Here is an 18,868-nt window from a genome sequence, read left to right as displayed (position 1 = left end):
TGAAACCTGCAGGCCTTCGCCCGCTTGCGATGGCGGTGGGTCAGTCGACATTTTTGTACGATTTTTTACCGATTTGCTCCCGTCCCCACACAAACGCCGAAAGCTCTCGCCGCAACCTCCGTTTTGTCCTACAGCCAGTTTTGAGTAGATAGCTCTATGGTGGAGGCCTTGGCAGATGGAATACCGACGAGAGGCTAAAAATGAACAGGGATATCGTTTGCGAATGGGCTGAAGAAGTCTATGGTTTGGCAGCGTTGAAATATTCTGGCTATATTTGTCCAGAATACAGGGGTGAGCTGATGATCATCGTTCCGCTGGCTGAAGCCAAAAACAATTTATCCAAACTCGTCGATGATGCCGCTGCTGGCCAAGTCATCACGATTGCCAAGCATGGGCGGGCGATGGCTCGCCTCGTTCCCGTAGGAAAACCCAGCGCTCAGCGTATTGGCGCAATGAAAGGCAAACTGGTGTTGCCCGACGATTTCGACTCACCACTGCCCGATGACATGCTTGATACATTTGAGGGCACTCAAGCATGAGGCTTCTGCTCGACACGCACATTTTGCTCTGGACGCTCAGTGATGACGCCAGATTGTCCGGCAAAGCCAGAAAATTGATTGAGAACGCCGCCGAAATCTACATCAGCGCCGCCACTTTCTGGGAAATGGCAATCAAGGTCGGGCTCGGCAAGCTGAATGTTGATCTGGAAGAAGTCCGCCAATATTGTCTCGACAGTGGCTTTATCGAACTGCCAGTGACTGCAGAGCACGCCATCGCCGTGAAGGATCTTGAGCACCATCATCGCGATCCGTTTGACCGCATTATCATCGCCACAGCAATGACCGAGCCGATGAAGTTGCTCACGGCTGATGCTTTGGTTGCTCGTTACACAGATCTGGCTGTTCTGGTCTGATCAAGACACATCCAGTACCGGCACACATCAATGCTGGCGGCGGGTCGGTCGATATCTTTTTCGTCTGACACACCGCTATCGCGAGCAGGCGAAGGCCTACAGGTTTTTGTGTCGTTCACAGATGCGGTGTACGCCGCGAACCTCTGTGGGAGTGAGCCTGCTCGCGATAGCAATCGCAGCGGCACCAACAAAAACGGCACCTTCCGGTGCCGTTCGCCTTTCACAGTTCCCCTATCACTTACGCGCATCCGCCCAGGATTTCAGCAGTTCGTTGTAGCTCACGGTCTCGCCTTTCGGCTTCTCGTTGGCCAGTTTCGGTTTCGGTGCGCCCGGTTGATCGAACCAGTACTGCGCGTCGCGCTCCGGATTCATCTTCGGTGCACAAGTGGCCTGGGCCTTGGAGCGTTCGAGGCGCGTCATGATCGCGTCCTGATCCTTGGCCAGACCATCGAGCGCCTGTTGCGGGGTCTTCTCACCGCTCGCTGCTTCAGCGATATGGCTCCACCACAGTTGCGCCAGACGCGGATAGTCCGGCACGTTGGTGCCGGTCGGGGTCCATTGCACGCGGGCCGGGCTGCGGTAGAACTCCACCAGACCACCGAGCTTCGGCGCCAGATCGGTCATCGCTTGCGAGTTGATGTCCGACTCGCGAATCGGCGTCAGGCCGACGATGGTTTTCTTCAACGAGACAGTTTTCGAGGTCACAAACTGCGCATACAGCCACGCTGCCAGTTTCTGTTTCTCAGGCGTGGACTTCATAAACGTCCACGAACCCACGTCCTGATACCCAAGCTTCATGCCCTCTTCCCAATACGGCCCGCGCGGCGATGGCGCCATGCGCCATTTCGGTGTGCCGTCGGCGTTGACCACCGGCAGGCCCGGTTTGGTCATGTCGGCGGTGAACGCGGTGTACCAGAAGATTTGCTGCGCAATGTTGCCCTGCGACGGCACCGGGCCGGACTCGGAGAAGGTCATGCCCGCCGCTTCCGGTGGCGCGTACTTCTTCAACCAGTCGACATATTTGGTGGTGGCGAACACCGCCGCCGGGCCGTTGGTGTCACCGCCTCGGGTCACGCTGGAGCCGACCGGGTGGCAGTCCTCGACGCGAATCCCCCACTCGTCTACTGGCAAGCCGTTGGGTATGCCCTTGTCGCCGCCACCGGCCATGGAGAACCAGGCATCGGTGAAGCGCCAGCCCAGCGACGGGTCTTTCTTGCCGTAATCCATGTGCCCGTAAACGCGCTTGCCGTCGATTTCCTTGACGTCTTCGCTGAAGAATTTGGCGATGTCTTCATAGGCTGACCAGTTCACCGGCACGCCCAATTCGTAGCCGTACTTTTCCTTGAACTTGGCTTTTAGATCGGCACGTTCGAACCAGTCAGCGCGGAACCAGTACAGGTTGGCGAATTGCTGGTCAGGCAGCTGATAGATCTTGCCGTCCGGCGCGGTGGTGAAGGAGATGCCGATAAAGTCCTTGATGTCGAGCGTCGGCGAAGTGAAGTTCTTGCCCTCGTTGGCCATCAGGTCGGTGATCGATTCGGTCTTGCCGTAGCGAAAGTGCGTACCGATCAGGTCCGAGTCGTTGACCCAGCCGTCATAGATATTCTTGTCGGACTGCATTACCGTCTGCATTTTCTCGACCACGTCGCCTTCTTGCAGCAGGTCGTGGGTGAGCTTGATCCCGGTGATTTCGCTGAACGCCTTGGCCAGCACCTTCGACTCGTATTCGTGGGTGGTCAGGGTCTCGGAAACGACCTTGATGTCCATGCCGCGAAACGGCTCGGCCGCCTTGATGAACCACTTCAGTTCTTCGAGTTGCTGCTCGGCCGTCAGGGTCGACGGTTTGAATTCACTGCCGATCCATTTTTTCGCCGCGTCCTCGTAGGCATCGGCCCAGGCGGATGCGCTCAAACCGCTGAGTGCCAGCATGGCTGCCAATGAAATGCTATGTCGCAGCTTATTGTTTTTGTCGAACATAGAGACCTCCTGTTTAAGTTGTGGAGCCGCGTTGCCGAACGACTCGACTAGCCCCAACGCATCACAGCCAACAGCCACACCAGGGACAACGCGGACGCTACCCAGATGCTCCAGTCGGTGGCGCCGATCACCAGCAAATGCAGGTAGGCGCTGCCGAGAAGACCGATAAACAAACGATCGCCACGGGTGGTGGCAATCGGCAGAAAACCTCGCCGCAGGATGCTCGGCGAGCGCAATTCCCACGTCGTCATGCCGACCAGAATCAGGCCGATGACGATGAAGAATGCGGCTGTCGGGGTAGTCCAACTCATCCATTCCATCATCAGCTCCTCAGACCCGACCGAGGGCAAAGCCCTTGGCCACGTGGTTGCGAACAAACCAGATCACCAGCATGCCCGGCAGAATGGTCAACACCCCCGCCGCCGCCAGCACGCCCCAGTCGATACCCGATGCAGAAACCGTGCGCGTCATCACCGCCGCAATCGGCTTGGCGTTGACCGAGGTCAACGTGCGCGCGAGCAGCAGTTCGACCCAGGAAAACATGAAGCAGAAAAACGCCGTGACGCCGATACCCGAGCCGATCAGCGGGATGAAAATCTTCACGAAGAACTTGGGGAAACTGTAGCCGTCGATGTAGGCAGTTTCGTCGATTTCTTTCGGCACGCCGGACATAAATCCTTCGAGAATCCACACCGCTAGCGGCACGTTAAACAGGCAATGCGCCAAAGCCACGGCGATATGCGTGTCGAACAGGCCAATCGACGAATACAACTGAAAGAACGGCAGCAGAAACACCGCTGGCGGCGCCATGCGGTTGGTCAGCAGCCAGAAGAACAGGTGCTTGTCGCCGAGAAAGCGATAACGCGAAAACGCATAGGCCGCCGGCAGCGCCACGCTCAGCGAGATCACCGTGTTCAGGCTGACGTAATACAGCGAGTTCAGATAACCGGTGTACCAGCTCGGATCGGTAAAGATCACTTTGTAGTTCGCCAGCGTAAAGGCCTGTGGGAAAAGCGTCAGACCGCCGAGGATTTCGGTGTTGCTCTTGAACGACATGTTCAGCAGCCAGTAGATCGGCACCAGTAGGAAAAGGATGTACACCAGCAGCGGAATCAGCTTTCTTTTGCTCATGGCCGGGCCTCAGCGGTTGGCGTCGGAGTGCGTCATGGCGGTGTAGAACAGCCAGGACACCAACAGGATGATCAGGAAGTACACCAGCGAAAACGCCGCTGCCGGACCGAGGTCGAATTGCCCTACGGCCATCTGGGTCAACGTCTGACTCAAGAAGGTCGTGGCGTTACCCGGCCCGCCGCCGGTGAGCACGAACGGCTCGGTGTAGATCATGAAACTGTCCATGAAGCGCAGCATCACCGCGATCAGCAGCACGCTCTTCAGCTTGGGCAACTGAATGTGCCTGAACACCGCCCAGGCTGAGGCCCGATCGATGCGCGCCGCTTGGTAATACACGTCGGGAATCGCGCGCAAACCGGAGAAGCACAGCAGCGCCACCAATGAAGTCCAGTGCCAGACGTCCATCACCAGCACCGTCACCCAGGCGTCCATGGTGTTGGCCGCGTAGTTGTAGCTGATGCCCATTGCGTTAAGGCTGGAACCGAGCAGACCAATGTCGGCACGGCCGAAAATCTGCCAGATGGTGCCGACCACGTTCCATGGGATCAGCAGCGGAATCGCCAGAATGATCAGCACCACCGACGACCAGCGGCCCTTGGTCGGCATGGTCAGCGCGACGGCAATGCCCAAAGGAATTTCGATCAGCAACACGCAGGCCGAGTAGATGAACTGACGCAGCAATGAATCGTGCAGACGTGGATCGAGCAGCACTTGTTTGTACCAGTCAGCGCCGACAAAGTAGCGGCTGGACTGGTCGAAGATGTCCTGCACCGAATAGTTGACCACGGTCATCATCGGGATCACCGCACTGAACGCCACCAGCAGGAACACCGGCAACACCAGCCACCAGGCCTTGTTGTTCTGCACCTTGTTCATGGCTGCACCTCATCGTCGGCTTCGAGCAGAAACTCATCGGCATAGACCATCAGCCACTGCGCCGGGAAACTGATGTACGCGATGCCCTGTGGCACCGGTTTGTCTTCCGCCAAACGTACTTTCAACGGTGCGCCGTCGAGGTCGAGGGTCATGATCTTGTAGGTGCCGAGGTCTTCGACGTGTACGACCCTGGCCTGCATCGCGTCATCAAACGGCTCGTCCCACACATGAATAAACTCCGGGCGGATGCCGACCTTCAGATTCTTCCACTGACCGTGTTCGATATGGCGCTGCATGGCGTCGGACAGCGGCAGGTGCGTCGAGGCGAAACCGACGCCACCGGGTTGCGGCTGCACGTCGATCAGGTTCATCCCGGGGCTGCCGATGAAATAGCCGACAAAGGTGTGGCTCGGCCGCTCGAACAATTCCCGTGGCGTGCCGAACTGGACGATCTGGCCGCCGTACATCACCGCGATTTTGTCGGCGAAGGTCGAGGCCTCGAGTTGATCGTGGGTCACGTAGACCATGGTGATGTTGAACTGCTCGTGGATCTGCTTGAGCTTGCGCCGCAGTTTCCACTTCAGGTGCGGGTCGATCACCGTCAGCGGCTCGTCGAACAGAATCGCCGAAACATCGTCACGGACCAGACCACGGCCCATCGAGACTTTCTGTTTTTCATCGGCGGTGAGGTTGCGCGCCTTTTTGCTGAGGAGGTTTTGCAGGTCGAGGACTTCGGCAATTTCCTGCACCTTGCTGTGCACTTTCGCCTCGGCCATGCCCTGATTTCGCAGGGGGAAAGCGAGGTTGTCGAACACAGTCATGGTGTCGTACACCACCGGAAACTGGAAAACCTGGGCGATGTTGCGCTTCTCCGGCGTCAGGTCGTTGACCGCTTTGCCGTCGAACAACACGTGGCCCTGCGAGGGGCTGAGCAGGCCGGAAATGATGTTGAGCAAAGTCGACTTGCCACAACCCGACGGCCCGAGCAAGGCGTAGGCACCGCCCTGCTCCCAGACGTGATCCATCTCGCGAATCGCGTAATCCTCCGCGCCGCTCGGGGTTTTGCTGTAGCTGTGGGCGAGGTGCTGCAAACGGATTTCGGCCATCAGGCAACCCTCGCGACACGCCGGCCCGGTGCCTGCACCAGACGGCCCTGCGCATCGAAAACGAACAGTTTGTGGGTCGGGATGTAAATGCGGATCGGCGCATCGACGTCGTATTCGTGAACGCCGGGCAGGTGCAGCACCAACAGGAAATGCTCGTTGCGCACATGCAGGAAGGTTTCCGAACCGCTGATCTCGGCGACTTCGACGGTGACTGCCAACTCCAGATCGTCATCGTTGCTCGGCACCAGCGAGATATGGCTGGGGCGCACGCCAAAACGAAACTCGCCCTCACCCACCGGGCGCAGATCAACGTTCAACGGGAAGTGTACGAAGTTGGCAAAACTCACTTCGTTGCCGGCAATGCGCCCGGGCATCAGGTTGATCGGTGGCTCGGAGAATAATTCGGCAGCGAGCACGGTTTGCGGCTGGTGATACACCGAGGTCGACGGGCCACTTTGAATCACCCGGCCCTCGTGAAGAATCGTCGTGGTGCCGCCGAGTGCCAGCGCTTCGTTGGGTTCGGTGGTGGCGTAGATGGCGATGGTGTGGCGCGCCTTGAACAGCTCGCGCATTTCCTGGCGCAGCTCTTCGCGCAGTTTGTAATCGAGGTTGACCAGCGGCTCATCGAACAGGATCAGCTCGGCATCCTTGACCAGCGCGCGGGCCATGGCGGTGCGTTGCTGTTGGCCGCCGGACAGCTCCAGCGGATAGCGTTGCAGAAACTTCTCGATGCGCAGCATCTTCGCGGTTTCTTGCACTTTGCTGTGGATGATCTCTTTCGAGACACCGGCCTGACGCAGTGGCGAGGCGATGTTCTCGAACACGGTCATGGTCGGGTAATTGATGAACTGCTGATAGACCATCGACACGTTGCGCAACCGCACCGGGCGCTGGGTGACGTCGACGCCGTTCATCAGGATGCGGCCGCTGTCAGGCTTATCGAGCCCGGCCATTAATCGCATGAGACTGGTTTTGCCGGACAGGGTCCGCCCGAGCAAAACGTTGAACGAACCGGGTTCGAATTTCAGGCACGCATCGTCGATCCAGGTCTGGCCCTCGACGGTGCGGCTGACGTGCTCCAGGGTGAGTGACATGGCTCGGCCTTTTTATTATTGGAGTCAAGCGACCTGTGCACGGGAGCGAGTTTCGTGCCAGAAATGGCAAGTGGTTGATTTGGCGTGAAAATCGTTGAAACAGTGGGGAACAGGCGTTCATTGCTGAACACATTTGAACAGTCGGGCGATTGACAATGAACAATAGTGAACAACACTCTATGAACGCTTTTTGCCCGATCTCATGGACGCCGAAGATCCCTGTAGGAGTGAGCCTGCTCGCGATAGCGGTGTGTCAGTCAATGCAATTTTGTCTGATAGACCGCTATCGCGAGCAGGCTCACTCCTACAGGGGATCTGTGCAGGTTTCGAAGATCGGGTTCATAACAACAATAAAAATCGCTGCATCAGAGGCCCACTGCCATGGCCGCACCTGCCCCGCCGCTGTCCCACGACGCGATCGTCCAGACTTCCTGGCAACGTTGCCGCGCGTTCGGTCTCGACCACCAAAGCACGCCGGCCTTCGATCAACTGCCCCCCGCTAGCATCGCGCAGCTGCTCGACAGTCATCATTCGCTGGTGCAGACCACGCACCAGGAAGTCCTGCCCTATTACGAAAACATCCTCAGCAACTCCAACTGCCTGATCATGCTCGCCGACAATCAGGGCCAGGTCCTGACCTCGTGGGGCACGCAACGCTTTATCGAGCCGAATCTGGCGCGGGGGTTTCAGGCCGGTGCGAGTTGGGTCGAGCGCACCAGCGGCACCAACGCGATCGGCACGGCGCTGGCGTGTGAACAAGCGGTGCACATCGAACACGATGAACACTTTCTCAAGGCCAACCGTTTCATGACCGGTTCCGCCGCGCCGATTTTCGACGCCGAGCGCAAAGTCATCGCGGTGCTTGATGTATCCAGCGACAGCTATCTGCCGCCCTCGCACACTTTGGGCATGGTCAAGATGATGAGCCAGACCGTGGAGAACCGGCTGATCCTCAACCTGTTCCATGGCCAGCATTTTCAACTGACCTTCAACACCGGGTTGAACAACCTCGACAGTCAGTGGGCCGGGTTGTTGATTTTCGATGAGAGTGGGCAGGTGTTGTCGGCCGACCGCCGGGCGGACAATCTGCTCGGTGTGCGTTTGTCGCGGGTAAGCGTTGAGAGCCTGTTCAAAGTGTCGCTGCTGGAGTTGATCAACCAGCCGGACGGGTTGCCGTTTGCCTTGCAGACGTCCGGGCGTAACCGTTTTCAGTGTTTGTTGAAGCGGCCGAAGCAGGCGTCGGTTCAGCCGCGCGTTTTTGCTGCTGAACCTAAAACCGCCGCGCCCACTGCCATCAGTCTCAACACCCTGCACTTCGGCGACAGTCGCGTGGAAAAAGCCGTGCGTCAGGCTGAGCGGTTACTGGAGAAAGACATTCCGCTGCTGATCCATGGCGAAACCGGGGTCGGCAAGGAAGTTTTCGTCAAAGCCCTGCATCAGGCCAGTTCACGTAGCAAACAGGCGTTCATTGCCGTCAACTGCGCGGCGATCCCCGCCGAACTGGTCGAATCCGAGTTATTTGGCTACGAGAAAGGCGCGTTCACCGGCGCGAATCAGAAAGGCAGTATCGGGCTGATTCGCAAGGCGGATAAAGGCACGCTGTTTCTCGACGAGATTGGCGATATGCCATTGCCGACTCAGGCGCGGTTGTTGCGGGTGTTGCAGGAGCGTTGCGTGCAACCGGTGGGCAGTAGCGAGTTGTTCCCGGTGGATTTGCGGATTATCTCGGCGACTAACCGTTCCTTGCGCGAACAAGTGCAATTGGGACGGTTTCGTGAGGATTTGTATTACCGCATTGGTGGACTGACGCTGGAGCTGCCGCCGCTGCGGGAGCGCAGTGATAAGGAGGCGTTGTTCAAGCGGTTGTGGGAGCAGCATCGTGAACCGACGCAGTGGGCGGGGTTGAGCCAGGAGGTGCTGGAGTTGTTCAGCCGTCATCCTTGGCCGGGGAATTTGCGTCAGGTGAGTAGCGTGATGCAGGTGGCGTTGGCGATGGCTGAGGAGCAGCCGGTGAGGCTTGAGCATTTGCCGGATGATTTTTTTGTTGATCTGGAGATGGAGCCGGTGGAGAGCGCGGCGCCGTTGGCGGTTGATTTGAATGATGTGGAGGCGTTGAACCGGGAGTTGAAGGCTTCCGGGGGGAATATTTCGCATTTGGCTCGGCGGTTGGGGGTGAGTCGGAATACGCTTTATAAGCGGTTGCGGCAGATTGAAGGTTGAGTGAATCCCGTTCCCCTCACCCCAGCCCTCTCCCCCAGGAGAGGGAGCCGACCGAGGTGTCTGGCGCTGGACATCGACCTGAAAAAACCAGTCGATTATGGATTCAGAGCATCACGTTCAAGTCGGTGTATCTCTCGAACATCCCCCATTCAGTCCCCTCTCCTGGGGGAGAGGGCTAGGGTGAGGGCGAAAATTCCGGCTCAACATGCGCAACCGAAGCCGCCTCCAATGTGCGCAGCCCCACCAGTACAACAACCACCATCATGATCCCAGCGCCAATCGCCACACCGAACCCGGCCCGTGCACCCCAGCCATCAATGACCAACCCCGCGAGCATGCCGCCCAGCGCAACGCCGATGCTGATACCCGTGGTCATCCACGTCAGCCCTTCGGTGATCCGCGATGGCGGGATGATGATCGTTCCCAGCTTCATGACCACGACCATCGTTGGCGCAAACGAAATCCCGGCAATAAACAGCGTCGCTGACAGGACATAAACGTCCGCTGCAAAAATCGGCAACACGCCGGTGAACGCCGTGACCAGGATCCCGATCAGGAACTGTTTTTCGATCGCCAGCGAAACCCTCATCGCACCGAAGGTCAGGCCCGCGACCAGTGAGCCAAACGCATAGGCGGCGAGGATGAAGGTTGCGGAGGCTGGCCAGCCTTGCGCATTGGCGAACGCCACGACGGCGACATCGATTGCTCCGCCAATGCCCCCCATCGCCAACAACGCGAGGACAATGGTGCGAACGCCGGGAATCAGCAGAGTTGAACCACTGTGGCTGGCGTGGCCCACGACAACTTTAGGTTCAGTCTGGCGTTGCAGGAGAAACGCCGTCACCCCGAAGGCCAACAGCCCGACTGCAACCAGTGGCCCGGCTTCGGCAAAGAAACTCACGCTCAAACCGATCGCCAGTGGCGGGCCGACGATGTAGGCCATTTCGGTGAGGACCGTGTCCAGCGAGAACGCCGTGTGCAACTGCGGCTTGCCCCGGAACAATTGCGTCCATCGTGCGCGGATCATCGACGGCATGCTCGGCATCGTCCCCGCCAGTGCGGCCAGCACAAACAGCAGTGCGGCCGGTGCCCGCATGTAAACCGCAAGGATCAGGGCCAGCAACATGGCAATGCTGAACGCCGTGACGACGGGTAGCACGCGGCTCTGGCCATGTTGATCGACCAGTCTGGAGATGTACGGGCCGAGCAGTGCATTGGCCAGGGTGAACGTCCCGGCGACGGTGCCGGCCAGCCAGTACACACCGGTTTGCTGGACCAGCATGGTGATGATGCCGATGCCGATCATTGCTTGCGGTAATCGCGCGATAGAGCTCGCGAGCACTAACCCCGTGGCACCTGGGGTTGTCAGCAGTTCGCGATAGTGATTAGCCATGGTGTCTCCATTCCATAATCGTCGCCGCTCAGCATCCGGCTGAACGCGTTGCCGACATCAAGACCTACGCGAACGTCAAAAGCAACCCTCACCCCAGCCCTCTCCCGGAGGGAGAGGGAGCTGACCGAGGTGTCTGGCGTTGTGCATCGACCTGAAAAAACCAGTCGATTATGGATTCGAAGCAGGTTCAAGTCGGCGGATCTCTTTGACACGCACCCCTCACCCCAGCCCTCTCCCAGAGGGAGAGGGAGCTGACCGAGGTGTCTGGCGTTGTGCATCGACCTGAAAAACCGAGTTGATTATGGATTCGGCAAACATCGCTCAGGTCGGCGTATTTCTTGAGCATCCCCCATTTAGTCCCCTCTCCCTCTGGGAGAGGGTTAGGGTGAGGGGCTCTTCTTCGCAGCCAAACAAAAACCCGCACACGGCGGGTTTTGTTGATCGTTCCCACGCTCCGCGTGGGAATGCAGCCCGGGACGCTCCGCGTCCCTGATCTCAATCAGCCAGACGCCAGGTAGTCCCACCCTTGCCGTCTTCCAGCACAACGCCCATCGCCGTGAGCTGATCACGAATCCGATCCGACTCAGCCCAATCCTTCCCCGCCCGTGCCGCCAGACGCGCGGCAATCAGCGCATCAACCTCAGCCGCATCGACACGCCCTTCAGCGCCCGCCTGCAAAAAGTCATCGGCTTCGAGCTGCAAAACACCCAACACACTCGCCAGCTCTTTCAGACGTGCCGCCAGACCCGCCGCTGCATCGAGATCGCTCTCACGCAGACGGTTGATCTCACGCACCATCTCGAACAGCACAGCGCAGGCTTCCGGCGTGCCGAAGTCGTCGTTCATCACCGTGGTGAAACGCTCGACGAAGGCTTCGCCGCCCGCCGGCGCCACAGTCGGCAAACCTTTCAACGCGTGGTAGAAACGCTCGAGGGCGCCTTTGGCGTCCTTGAGGTTGTCTTCCGAGTAGTTGATCGCGCTGCGGTAGTGGCTCGACACCAGCAGGTAACGCACGACTTCCGGGTGGTACTTTTCCAGCACGTCGCGAATGGTGAAGAAGTTGTTCAAGGACTTGGACATCTTCTCGCCATTGATGCGAATCATGCCGCAATGCATCCACGCGTTGGCGTAGGTCTTGCCGGTGGCCGCTTCGCTCTGGGCGATTTCGTTTTCGTGGTGCGGGAACTCCAGATCGCTGCCGCCGCCATGAATGTCGAAAGTCTCGCCGAGGCAGCAGGTAGACATCACCGAGCATTCGATGTGCCAGCCCGGACGCCCGGCGCCCCATGGCGATGCCCAGCTCGGCTCACCCGGTTTGGCGGCTTTCCACAGCACGAAGTCGAGCGGGTCCTGTTTCGACTCGTCGACTTCGATCCGCGCGCCGATGCGCAGGTCTTCAATCTTCTTGCGCGACAGCTTGCCGTAGCCCATGAACTTGGCGACGCGGTAGTACACGTCGCCATTGCCCGGGGCGTAGGCGTAACCCTTGTCGATCAAGGTCTGGATCATCGCGTGCATACCCGGAATGTGATCCGTGGCGCGCGGTTCCATGTCCGGCTTCTTGATGTTCAGGCGCGCTTCGTCTTCGTGCATCGCGGCGATCATGCGTTCGGTCAACGCTTCGAACGACTCGCCGTTCTCGTTGGCCCGGTTGATGATCTTGTCGTCGATGTCGGTGATGTTGCGCACGTAAGTCAGGTCGTAACCGCTGAACCGCAACCAGCGGGTCACCAGGTCGAACGCGACCATGCTGCGGCCGTGGCCAAGGTGGCAGTAGTCGTACACGGTCATCCCGCAGACGTACATGCGCACCTTGTTGCCATCCAGCGGCTTGAAGACTTCTTTGCTCTTGGTGAGCGTGTTGTAGATCGTTAGCACGTTATTTCCTTTGACGCTGAATCACTGGCCCCACGAATCACGCAGGGTCACGGTACGGTTGAATACCGGCTGACCTGGTTTCGAGTCCTTCAAATCAGCGACGAAGTAGCCTTCGCGCTCGAACTGGAAACGGTCTTCCGGCTGTGCATTGCCAAGCGATGGCTCGGCACGACAACCGGTGAGTACCTGCAGCGAATCAGGGTTGATGTTGTCGAGGAAACTCGCGCTGTCTTCAGCTTTCTCAGGGTTGGCCGAACGGAACAGACGATCGTACAGACGCACTTCGCACTCGACGCTGGCGGCAGCCGGCACCCAGTGGATCACGCCTTTGACCTTGCGGCCTTCAGGGTTCTTGCCCAGGGTTTCCGGATCGTACGAGCAACGCAGTTCGACGATGTTGCCGTCGGCGTCCTTGATCGCTTCGTCGGCACGGATCACGTAGCTGCCGCGCAGACGCACTTCACCGGCCGGTTCCAGGCGCTTGTAGCCCTTCGGCGGCTCTTCCATGAAGTCGTCACGGTCGATGTAGATTTCCCGAGCGAATGGCAGCGCGCGCACGCCCATGTCTTCTTTCGGGTGGCGCGGCAGTTCGAGGTTTTCGACCTGGCCTTCCGGGTAGTTGGTGATGACGACTTTCAGCGGACGCAGCACGCACATGGCGCGCGGTGCGGTGTGGTCGAGGTCGTCACGGATGCTGAATTCGAGCATGCCGAAGTCGACCACGCCGTCGGAACGGTTGGTGCCGACCATTTCGCAGAAGTTGCGGATCGATTTCGGCGTGTAGCCACGGCGGCGGAAGCCCGACAGCGTGGACATGCGCGGATCGTCCCAGCCATGCACGTGCTTTTCATCGACCAGCTGTTTGAGCTTGCGCTTGCTGGTGATGGTGTAGTTGAGGTTCAGACGGCTGAACTCGTACTGACGCGGGTGCGCAGGCACTGGCAATGCGTCGAGGAACCACTCGTACAGCGGACGATGGCTTTCGAACTCGAGGGTGCAGATCGAGTGGGTGATGCCTTCGATGGCGTCCGACTGACCGTGGGTGAAGTCGTAGTTCGGATAGATGCACCACTTGTCGCCGGTCTGGTGGTGATGCGCGTGGCGAATGCGATACATGATCGGGTCGCGCAGGTTCATGTTCGGCGAAGCCATGTCGATCTTCGCGCGCAGCACGCGGGCGCCGTCCGGGAATTCACCGGCGCGCATCCGGGCGAACCAGTCGAGGTTCTCTTCAACCGAACGGTCGCGGAACGGGCTGTTCTTGCCCGGCTCGGTCAGGCTGCCACGGTATTCCTTGGCTTGCTCTGGGGTCAGGTCGTCAACGTAGGCCTTGCCGGCCTTGATCAGCTCGACGGCCCAGTCGTGCAACTGGTCAAAATACTGTGAGGCGTAGCGCACTTCGCCGGACCATTCGAAGCCCAGCCATTTGACGTCGCTTTCGATCGCGTCGATGTATTCCTGGTCTTCCTTGGCCGGGTTGGTGTCGTCGAAACGCAAGTGCGTAACGCCGCCGAACTCCTGGGCCAGGCCGAAGTTCACGCAGATCGACTTGGCGTGACCGATGTGCAGGTAGCCGTTGGGCTCAGGCGGGAAACGGGTAACGATCTGGGTGTGCTTGCCCGAGTCCAGGTCTGCCTGGATGATCGGCCGCAGGAAATTGACCGGCACGGCAGGGCCGGACTTGGCATTCGAGGTAGGGTCGACAGTGGGCTTGCTCATAGGATCCTTGACTTACATGTGCGCGGCCGCAGAGGGGGCCAGACAAAACAAAGCCGCTATCATAGCCGATGCTGTCAAGGGGCTGACAGAGCACGGCCTATAAAGGAGCGCATTTAATCGCAGGGATTTGGAAAAACAGCCTCGAAATTCGCGCCTGTCACGCTAAACTGCGCACCTTGGCCCACGGGCTGAACCGGTAACGGGCGCAAATGTCCCATTGCCCACGAATTCCTTATAAAGAGTAGCGATCATGACTCAAGTTAAATTGACCACCAATCATGGCGACATCGTCATCGAACTGAACGCTGAAAAGGCGCCGATCACCGTCGCCAACTTCATCGAGTACGTCAACGCCGGTCACTACGAAAACACCGTTTTCCACCGCGTCATCGGTAACTTCATGATCCAGGGCGGCGGTTTCGAGCCAGGCATGAAGGAAAAGAAAGACAAGCGTCCAAGCATCCAGAACGAAGCCGACAACGGTCTTTCCAACGAGAAATACACCGTTGCCATGGCCCGCACCATGGAGCCGCATTCGGCGTCCGCGCAGTTCTTCATCAACGTTGCCGACAACACTTTCCTTAACCACAGCGGCAAGAACGTGCAAGGCTGGGGCTACGCAGTATTCGGTAAAGTGACCGCCGGTACCGACGTTGTCGACAAGATCAAAGGCGTGTCGACCACTTCCAAGGCCGGCCACCAGGACGTACCAGCAGACGACGTGATCATCGAGAAAGCCGAGATCATCGAAGCGTGATATTGCTGATTTCAGACTTGCATCTGGAAGAGGAGCGCCCGGACATTACCCGGGCGTTTCTGGATTTGCTCGCCGGACGCGCCCGCTCGGCGAGTGCGTTGTACATCCTTGGCGACTTCTTCGAAGCGTGGATTGGCGACGACGCCATGACGCCCTTCCAGCGTTCCATCTGCCAGGCCCTGCGCGAATTGAGCGACAGCGGCACGGCGATTTTTCTGATGCACGGCAATCGCGACTTCATGCTCGGCAAGGCCTTCTGCAAGCAGGCCGGCTGTACGTTGTTGAAGGACCCGAGTGTCGTGCAGTTTTACGGCGAGCCGGTGCTGTTGATGCACGGCGACAGCCTGTGCACCCGCGATGTCGGCTATATGAAGCTGCGGCGTTATCTGCGCAATCCGGTCACGCTGTTTATCCTGCGGCATCTGCCACTGCGCACCCGCCATAAACTGGCGCGCAAGTTGCGCAGCGAGAGCAAGGCGCAGACGCGGATGAAGGCCAATGACATTGTCGATGTCACGCCGGAGGAGATTCCGCGGATCATGGAGGAATATGGGGTGAAAACCCTGATTCACGGCCACACTCATCGCCCGGCGATCCATAAGCTGCAGCTCGGTGAGCAAGCGGCGAAGCGGATTGTGCTCGGGGATTGGGATCGTCAAGGGTGGGCGTTGCAGGTGGATGAGAGCGGGTACGCTCTGGCGCCGTTCGACTTCGCCCCGCCGCTGGCTTTGCCGCACGGCTGAAGATCGTTACCCCCTCACCCCAGCCCTCTCCCCCAGGGGGGCGAGGGGGAAAGGGAGCTGACCGCATGCAGTTCAAAACCTGAGTTCAACTCGGTATCGCAAGTCGGTGTACCTCAAACAGTCAACTCGGTCAGTCCCCTCTCCCTCCGGGAGAGGGTTAGGGTGAGGGGCTTTTGACCTTAGTGCCCTGAAGCCGCAGGCCCCGCCTTGGCAGCAAACGGCGGCTTCGCCAGCCACACAATCAGAATCAACCCCATAAACCCCCAGCCCAACAACGTGAAGTAATCCACGGTGGAAAGCATGTACGCCTGACTGGTCAGAATCTGATCCATCTGCGCATAAGCCGATTGGCTCGCCCCGCCCAAATGATTCAAGGTTTCGCGAGTCGCCGGTTCAAAGGTGCTGATGCTCTCACTCATATACGCATGATGCTGATCCGCGCGACGAATCCAGATCCACGTGGTCAGCGATGCCGCAAAGCTACCGCCCAACGTCCGCAGGAAAGTCGCCAGACCGGCACCGTCGGCAATCTGACTCGGCGGCAGATCCGACATCAAAATGCTCAAAGTCGGCATAAAGAACAGCGCCACACCAATGCCCATGAACAACTGCACCAGCGCGATGTGCTGGAAGTCGACCTCATTGGTGAATCCGGCGCGCATAAAGCAGCTCAAGCCAATCGCCAGAAACGCCAGCCCGGCCAGTAACCGCAGGTCGAACTTGTTCGCGTACTTGCCGACAAACGGCGACAGCAGCACCGGCAGAATGCCGATCGGCGCAACGGCCAGACCGGCCCAGGTCGCGGTGTAGCCCATTTGCGTCTGCAACCACTGCGGCAGGATCAGGTTGATGCCGAAGAACCCGGCATAACCCAGCACCAACACCAACGTGCCGATGCGGAAGTTGCGATAGGCAAACAGCCGCAGATTCACCACCGGATGCTGGTCGGTCATTTCCCAGATGACGAACACCGCCAGCGCGATCACCGAAATCGCCGCGCCGATGATGATGAAGTTCGACTCGAACCAATCCAGATCATTGCCCTTGTCGAGGATCACCTGCAGCGCGCCGACACCGATGATCAGCGTGATCAGACCGACGTAATCCATCGGCTGACGGCTGGTTTCCACCGGACGTTTGGCCAGTTGCGAACGCACGACCATCACCGCAAAGATGCCGATCGGCACGTTGATGAAGAAGATCCACGGCCAGCTGTAACTGTCAGTAATCCAGCCGCCAAGAATCGGCCCGGCAATCGGCGCAACCACTGTGACCATCGCCAGCAACGCCAGGGCCATACCTCGCCTCGCCGGTGGATAGACCGCGATCAACAGGGTTTGCGTCATCGGGTACAACGGCCCGGCAACCAGACCTTGCAGGACGCGGAAGCCAATCAGTTCCGGCATGGACGTCGAGATACCGCAGAGAAACGAGGCCAGCACGAACAGAATCGTGGCCCAGAGAAACAGCTTCACCTCGCCGAAACGGCGGCTGAGCCATCCGGTCAGCGGCAGCGCAATCGCGTTGCTCACGGCGAACGAGGTGATCACCCAGGTGCCCTGCTCCGAACTCACCCCCAGGTTGCCGGAAATCGTCGGCAGGGCCACGTTGGCAATGGTGGTGTCGAGCACTTGCATGAACGTCGCCAGCGACAGGCCGATGGTGCTGAGCAACAGGCTGGGCGGCGTGAAAGAGGCGTTATTGCTCATTGTGAATCCTATGAAACCTGATTAGCGCCGGGCTCTTTGTAGGAGTGAGCCTGCTCGCGATAGCGGTGTATCAGTCGAGGAAACTGGGTCTGACACACCGTTATCGCGAGCAGGCTCACTCCTACAAGGTCAGTGCAGGTCAGCGTTGCGCGGTTTTGCTGAGCGCAGCGCTGTTGTCGTGGATCAGCTGCGCAATCATCGCGTCGGCTTCAGCCAGTTGGCGGTCGTAGACGTTGGTGCTGAACGAGGCTTTTTGCGGCGGCTGCTGCGCCAGCACCGGACCGCTCTGGTCGTGCAGGTTCACTTCAACATTGGTCGACAGACCGACGCGCAGCGGATGCTTGGCCAGCTCTTCGGCGTTGATGTGAATCCGCACCGGCACACGCTGAACGATCTTGATCCAGTTACCGGTGGCGTTCTGCGCTGGCAACAGGGCAAACGCGCTACCGGTACCGGCGCCGAGGCTGTCGACGGTGCCGCTGTACTTCACATCGCTGCCGTAGATATCGGATTCGATGTCGACCGGCTGACCGATGCGCATGTCACGCAGTTGGGTTTCCTTGAAGTTGGCGTCGATCCACAGTTGATCCAGCGGAATCACCGCCATCAACGCGGTGCCCGGCTGCACACGCTGACCGAGTTGCACGGTGCGCTTGGCCACGTAACCGGTGACCGGCGCGATCAAGGTGCTGCGGGCATTGGTCAGGTAGGCCTGACGCAGATCGGCAGCGGCCGACATCACGTCCGGATGCGACGAGACCACGGTGTCATCGACCAGCGCGCTGGTGGTTTTCAGCTGCTGCTTGGCGTTGGCCAGGGCGTTTTGAGCCGAGGTCAGGTCGTCGCGAGCGTGGGACAGTTCTTCCTGGGAAATCGCCCCGCCCTGCGCGAGGTTTTTCCGGCGGTTGTAGTTGTCCTGGGCTTTCTGCACTTCGGCCTGTTGCGCGTTGACCTGGGCTTTCATGCCATCAACGTTGCTGTACAAGCCACGCACCTGACGCACGGTGCGCGCCAGTTTCGCCTGGGCACTTTGCAGGCCGACTTCAGCGTCGTTCGGATCGAAGTTGATCAGCACCTGACCTTCGTGAACCAGATCACCATCGTCAGCGCCAATGCTGACCACGGTGCCGGTCACCAGCGGGGTGATTTCGACGACGTTACCGTTGACGTAGGCGTCGTCGGTGCTTTCGTTAAAGCGCCCGATGAATTCGTGATACGCCCAGACGCCGGCGCAGGCGAGTGCAACCACAACGGCCAGCACCAGCAGCATGACTTTGCGCTTGCGCGGGTTGCCGGTGTCCGGGGTGTTGCCTTGAGCTTGGGTGTTTTCGGCAGTGGCCATGACAATTACC

General features: G+C 59.1%; 16 protein-coding genes. 5 read left to right on the top strand and 11 right to left on the bottom strand.

Going from position 1 to position 18,868, the window contains the following annotated elements:
* Positions 1-200: 200 nt before the first annotated feature.
* A complete protein-coding gene (locus ACOYXE_RS04200; protein WP_224790125.1) occupies positions 201-539 on the top strand; it encodes a type II toxin-antitoxin system Phd/YefM family antitoxin in 339 nt (112 codons plus the stop codon).
* Positions 536-913 carry a type II toxin-antitoxin system VapC family toxin gene (locus ACOYXE_RS04195; RefSeq protein ID WP_102901289.1) on the top strand — a complete coding sequence of 126 codons (378 nt, stop codon included), beginning with the start codon at positions 536-538 and terminating at the stop codon, positions 911-913. The genes ACOYXE_RS04200 and ACOYXE_RS04195 overlap by 4 nt, the downstream gene beginning before the upstream one ends.
* Before the next feature lie 234 nt (positions 914-1,147).
* On the opposite strand, the gene ACOYXE_RS04190 is transcribed toward ACOYXE_RS04195, so the two are convergent.
* From ACOYXE_RS04190 to ACOYXE_RS04165, 6 genes are read right to left on the bottom strand one after another with little or no spacing between them, the layout of a single operon-like run.
* Positions 1,148-2,890: an ABC transporter substrate-binding protein gene (locus tag ACOYXE_RS04190; RefSeq protein WP_110719365.1), complete on the bottom strand. Its 1,743-nt coding sequence runs from the start codon at positions 2,888-2,890 to the stop codon at positions 1,148-1,150.
* Between the two features lie 47 nt (positions 2,891-2,937).
* Entirely contained in the window at positions 2,938-3,210 is a 273-nt protein-coding gene (locus ACOYXE_RS04185) for a DUF2160 domain-containing protein (RefSeq protein ID WP_007912485.1), read from the bottom strand.
* A gap of 10 nt (positions 3,211-3,220) precedes the next feature.
* Positions 3,221-4,021: a carbohydrate ABC transporter permease gene (locus tag ACOYXE_RS04180; RefSeq protein ID WP_090284391.1), complete on the bottom strand. Its 801-nt coding sequence runs from the start codon at positions 4,019-4,021 to the stop codon at positions 3,221-3,223.
* Positions 4,022-4,030: 9 nt separating this feature from the next.
* A complete protein-coding gene (locus ACOYXE_RS04175) occupies positions 4,031-4,897 on the bottom strand; it encodes a carbohydrate ABC transporter permease (protein WP_007912484.1) in 867 nt (288 codons plus the stop codon).
* Positions 4,894-6,003, bottom strand: coding sequence for an ABC transporter ATP-binding protein (locus ACOYXE_RS04170; RefSeq protein ID WP_137219214.1), 1,110 nt, complete (start codon positions 6,001-6,003; stop codon positions 4,894-4,896). The genes ACOYXE_RS04175 and ACOYXE_RS04170 overlap by 4 nt, the downstream gene beginning before the upstream one ends.
* The gene (locus tag ACOYXE_RS04165) at positions 6,003-7,097 is read right to left on the bottom strand and encodes an ABC transporter ATP-binding protein (protein WP_007912480.1); all 1,095 of its coding nucleotides are present in this window, start codon (positions 7,095-7,097) and stop codon (positions 6,003-6,005) included. The genes ACOYXE_RS04170 and ACOYXE_RS04165 overlap by 1 nt, the downstream gene beginning before the upstream one ends.
* A 381-nt stretch (positions 7,098-7,478) precedes the next feature.
* Here ACOYXE_RS04165 and ACOYXE_RS04160 point away from each other — a divergent pair, with 381 nt between their 5' ends.
* Complete coding sequence (locus tag ACOYXE_RS04160; protein WP_460927855.1) at positions 7,479-9,317, top strand: sigma-54-dependent Fis family transcriptional regulator; 1,839 nt, start codon at positions 7,479-7,481, stop codon at positions 9,315-9,317.
* A gap of 175 nt (positions 9,318-9,492) precedes the next feature.
* Here the strand turns inward: ACOYXE_RS04160 and ACOYXE_RS04155 are convergent, their stop codons facing one another.
* From ACOYXE_RS04155 to ACOYXE_RS04145, 3 genes are all read right to left on the bottom strand, one after another.
* The gene (locus ACOYXE_RS04155; RefSeq protein ID WP_460927853.1) at positions 9,493-10,710 is read right to left on the bottom strand and encodes an MFS transporter; all 1,218 of its coding nucleotides are present in this window, start codon (positions 10,708-10,710) and stop codon (positions 9,493-9,495) included.
* A 495-nt stretch (positions 10,711-11,205) separates the two neighbouring features.
* Positions 11,206-12,588: a cysteine--tRNA ligase gene (gene cysS / locus ACOYXE_RS04150; protein ID WP_405123317.1), complete on the bottom strand. Its 1,383-nt coding sequence runs from the start codon at positions 12,586-12,588 to the stop codon at positions 11,206-11,208.
* Between the two features lie 21 nt (positions 12,589-12,609).
* The gene (locus tag ACOYXE_RS04145) at positions 12,610-14,307 is read right to left on the bottom strand and encodes a glutamine--tRNA ligase/YqeY domain fusion protein (RefSeq protein ID WP_122590321.1); all 1,698 of its coding nucleotides are present in this window, start codon (positions 14,305-14,307) and stop codon (positions 12,610-12,612) included.
* A gap of 250 nt (positions 14,308-14,557) precedes the next feature.
* Here ACOYXE_RS04145 and ACOYXE_RS04140 point away from each other — a divergent pair, with 250 nt between their 5' ends.
* Both ACOYXE_RS04140 and lpxH read left to right on the top strand, forming a co-directional pair.
* On the top strand, positions 14,558-15,064 hold the full coding sequence (locus ACOYXE_RS04140; protein WP_095118204.1) for a peptidylprolyl isomerase: 507 nt from the start codon (positions 14,558-14,560) through the stop codon (positions 15,062-15,064).
* On the top strand, positions 15,061-15,807 hold the full coding sequence (lpxH, locus tag ACOYXE_RS04135) for a UDP-2,3-diacylglucosamine diphosphatase (protein ID WP_460927851.1): 747 nt from the start codon (positions 15,061-15,063) through the stop codon (positions 15,805-15,807). Before ACOYXE_RS04140 ends, lpxH begins: the two co-directional genes overlap by 4 nt.
* A 179-nt stretch (positions 15,808-15,986) precedes the next feature.
* On the opposite strand, the gene ACOYXE_RS04130 is transcribed toward lpxH, so the two are convergent.
* Positions 15,987-17,516, bottom strand: coding sequence for a DHA2 family efflux MFS transporter permease subunit (locus tag ACOYXE_RS04130; RefSeq protein ID WP_016986555.1), 1,530 nt, complete (start codon positions 17,514-17,516; stop codon positions 15,987-15,989).
* A 139-nt stretch (positions 17,517-17,655) separates the two neighbouring features.
* Positions 17,656-18,858 (bottom strand): HlyD family secretion protein, encoded by a 1,203-nt coding sequence (locus tag ACOYXE_RS04125; protein WP_095118202.1) that lies wholly within the window; start codon positions 18,856-18,858, stop codon positions 17,656-17,658.
* Between the last annotated feature and the right edge of the window lie 10 nt (positions 18,859-18,868).

This window comes from Pseudomonas sp. MC6 (genome assembly GCF_054790575.1).
This window is presented reverse-complemented; position numbering and strand designations above follow the sequence as displayed.

Excerpts from the sequence above, each read along its gene's own strand:
- ACOYXE_RS04200 (WP_224790125.1), top strand. The coding sequence starts at position 201 with ATGAACAGGGATATCGTTTGCGAATGGGCTGAAGAAGTCTATGGTTTG.
- ACOYXE_RS04195 (WP_102901289.1), top strand. The coding sequence starts at position 536 with ATGAGGCTTCTGCTCGACACGCACATTTTGCTCTGGACGCTCAGTGAT.
- ACOYXE_RS04190 (WP_110719365.1), bottom strand. The coding sequence starts at position 2,890 with ATGTTCGACAAAAACAATAAGCTGCGACATAGCATTTCATTGGCAGCC.
- ACOYXE_RS04185 (WP_007912485.1), bottom strand. The coding sequence starts at position 3,210 with ATGGAATGGATGAGTTGGACTACCCCGACAGCCGCATTCTTCATCGTC.
- ACOYXE_RS04180 (WP_090284391.1), bottom strand. The coding sequence starts at position 4,021 with ATGAGCAAAAGAAAGCTGATTCCGCTGCTGGTGTACATCCTTTTCCTA.
- ACOYXE_RS04175 (WP_007912484.1), bottom strand. The coding sequence starts at position 4,897 with ATGAACAAGGTGCAGAACAACAAGGCCTGGTGGCTGGTGTTGCCGGTG.
- ACOYXE_RS04170 (WP_137219214.1), bottom strand. The coding sequence starts at position 6,003 with ATGGCCGAAATCCGTTTGCAGCACCTCGCCCACAGCTACAGCAAAACC.
- ACOYXE_RS04165 (WP_007912480.1), bottom strand. The coding sequence starts at position 7,097 with ATGTCACTCACCCTGGAGCACGTCAGCCGCACCGTCGAGGGCCAGACC.
- ACOYXE_RS04160 (WP_460927855.1), top strand. The coding sequence starts at position 7,479 with ATGGCCGCACCTGCCCCGCCGCTGTCCCACGACGCGATCGTCCAGACT.
- ACOYXE_RS04155 (WP_460927853.1), bottom strand. The coding sequence starts at position 10,710 with ATGGCTAATCACTATCGCGAACTGCTGACAACCCCAGGTGCCACGGGG.
- ACOYXE_RS04145 (WP_122590321.1), bottom strand. The coding sequence starts at position 14,307 with ATGAGCAAGCCCACTGTCGACCCTACCTCGAATGCCAAGTCCGGCCCT.
- ACOYXE_RS04140 (WP_095118204.1), top strand. The coding sequence starts at position 14,558 with ATGACTCAAGTTAAATTGACCACCAATCATGGCGACATCGTCATCGAA.
- ACOYXE_RS04130 (WP_016986555.1), bottom strand. The coding sequence starts at position 17,516 with ATGAGCAATAACGCCTCTTTCACGCCGCCCAGCCTGTTGCTCAGCACC.
- ACOYXE_RS04125 (WP_095118202.1), bottom strand. The coding sequence starts at position 18,858 with ATGGCCACTGCCGAAAACACCCAAGCTCAAGGCAACACCCCGGACACC.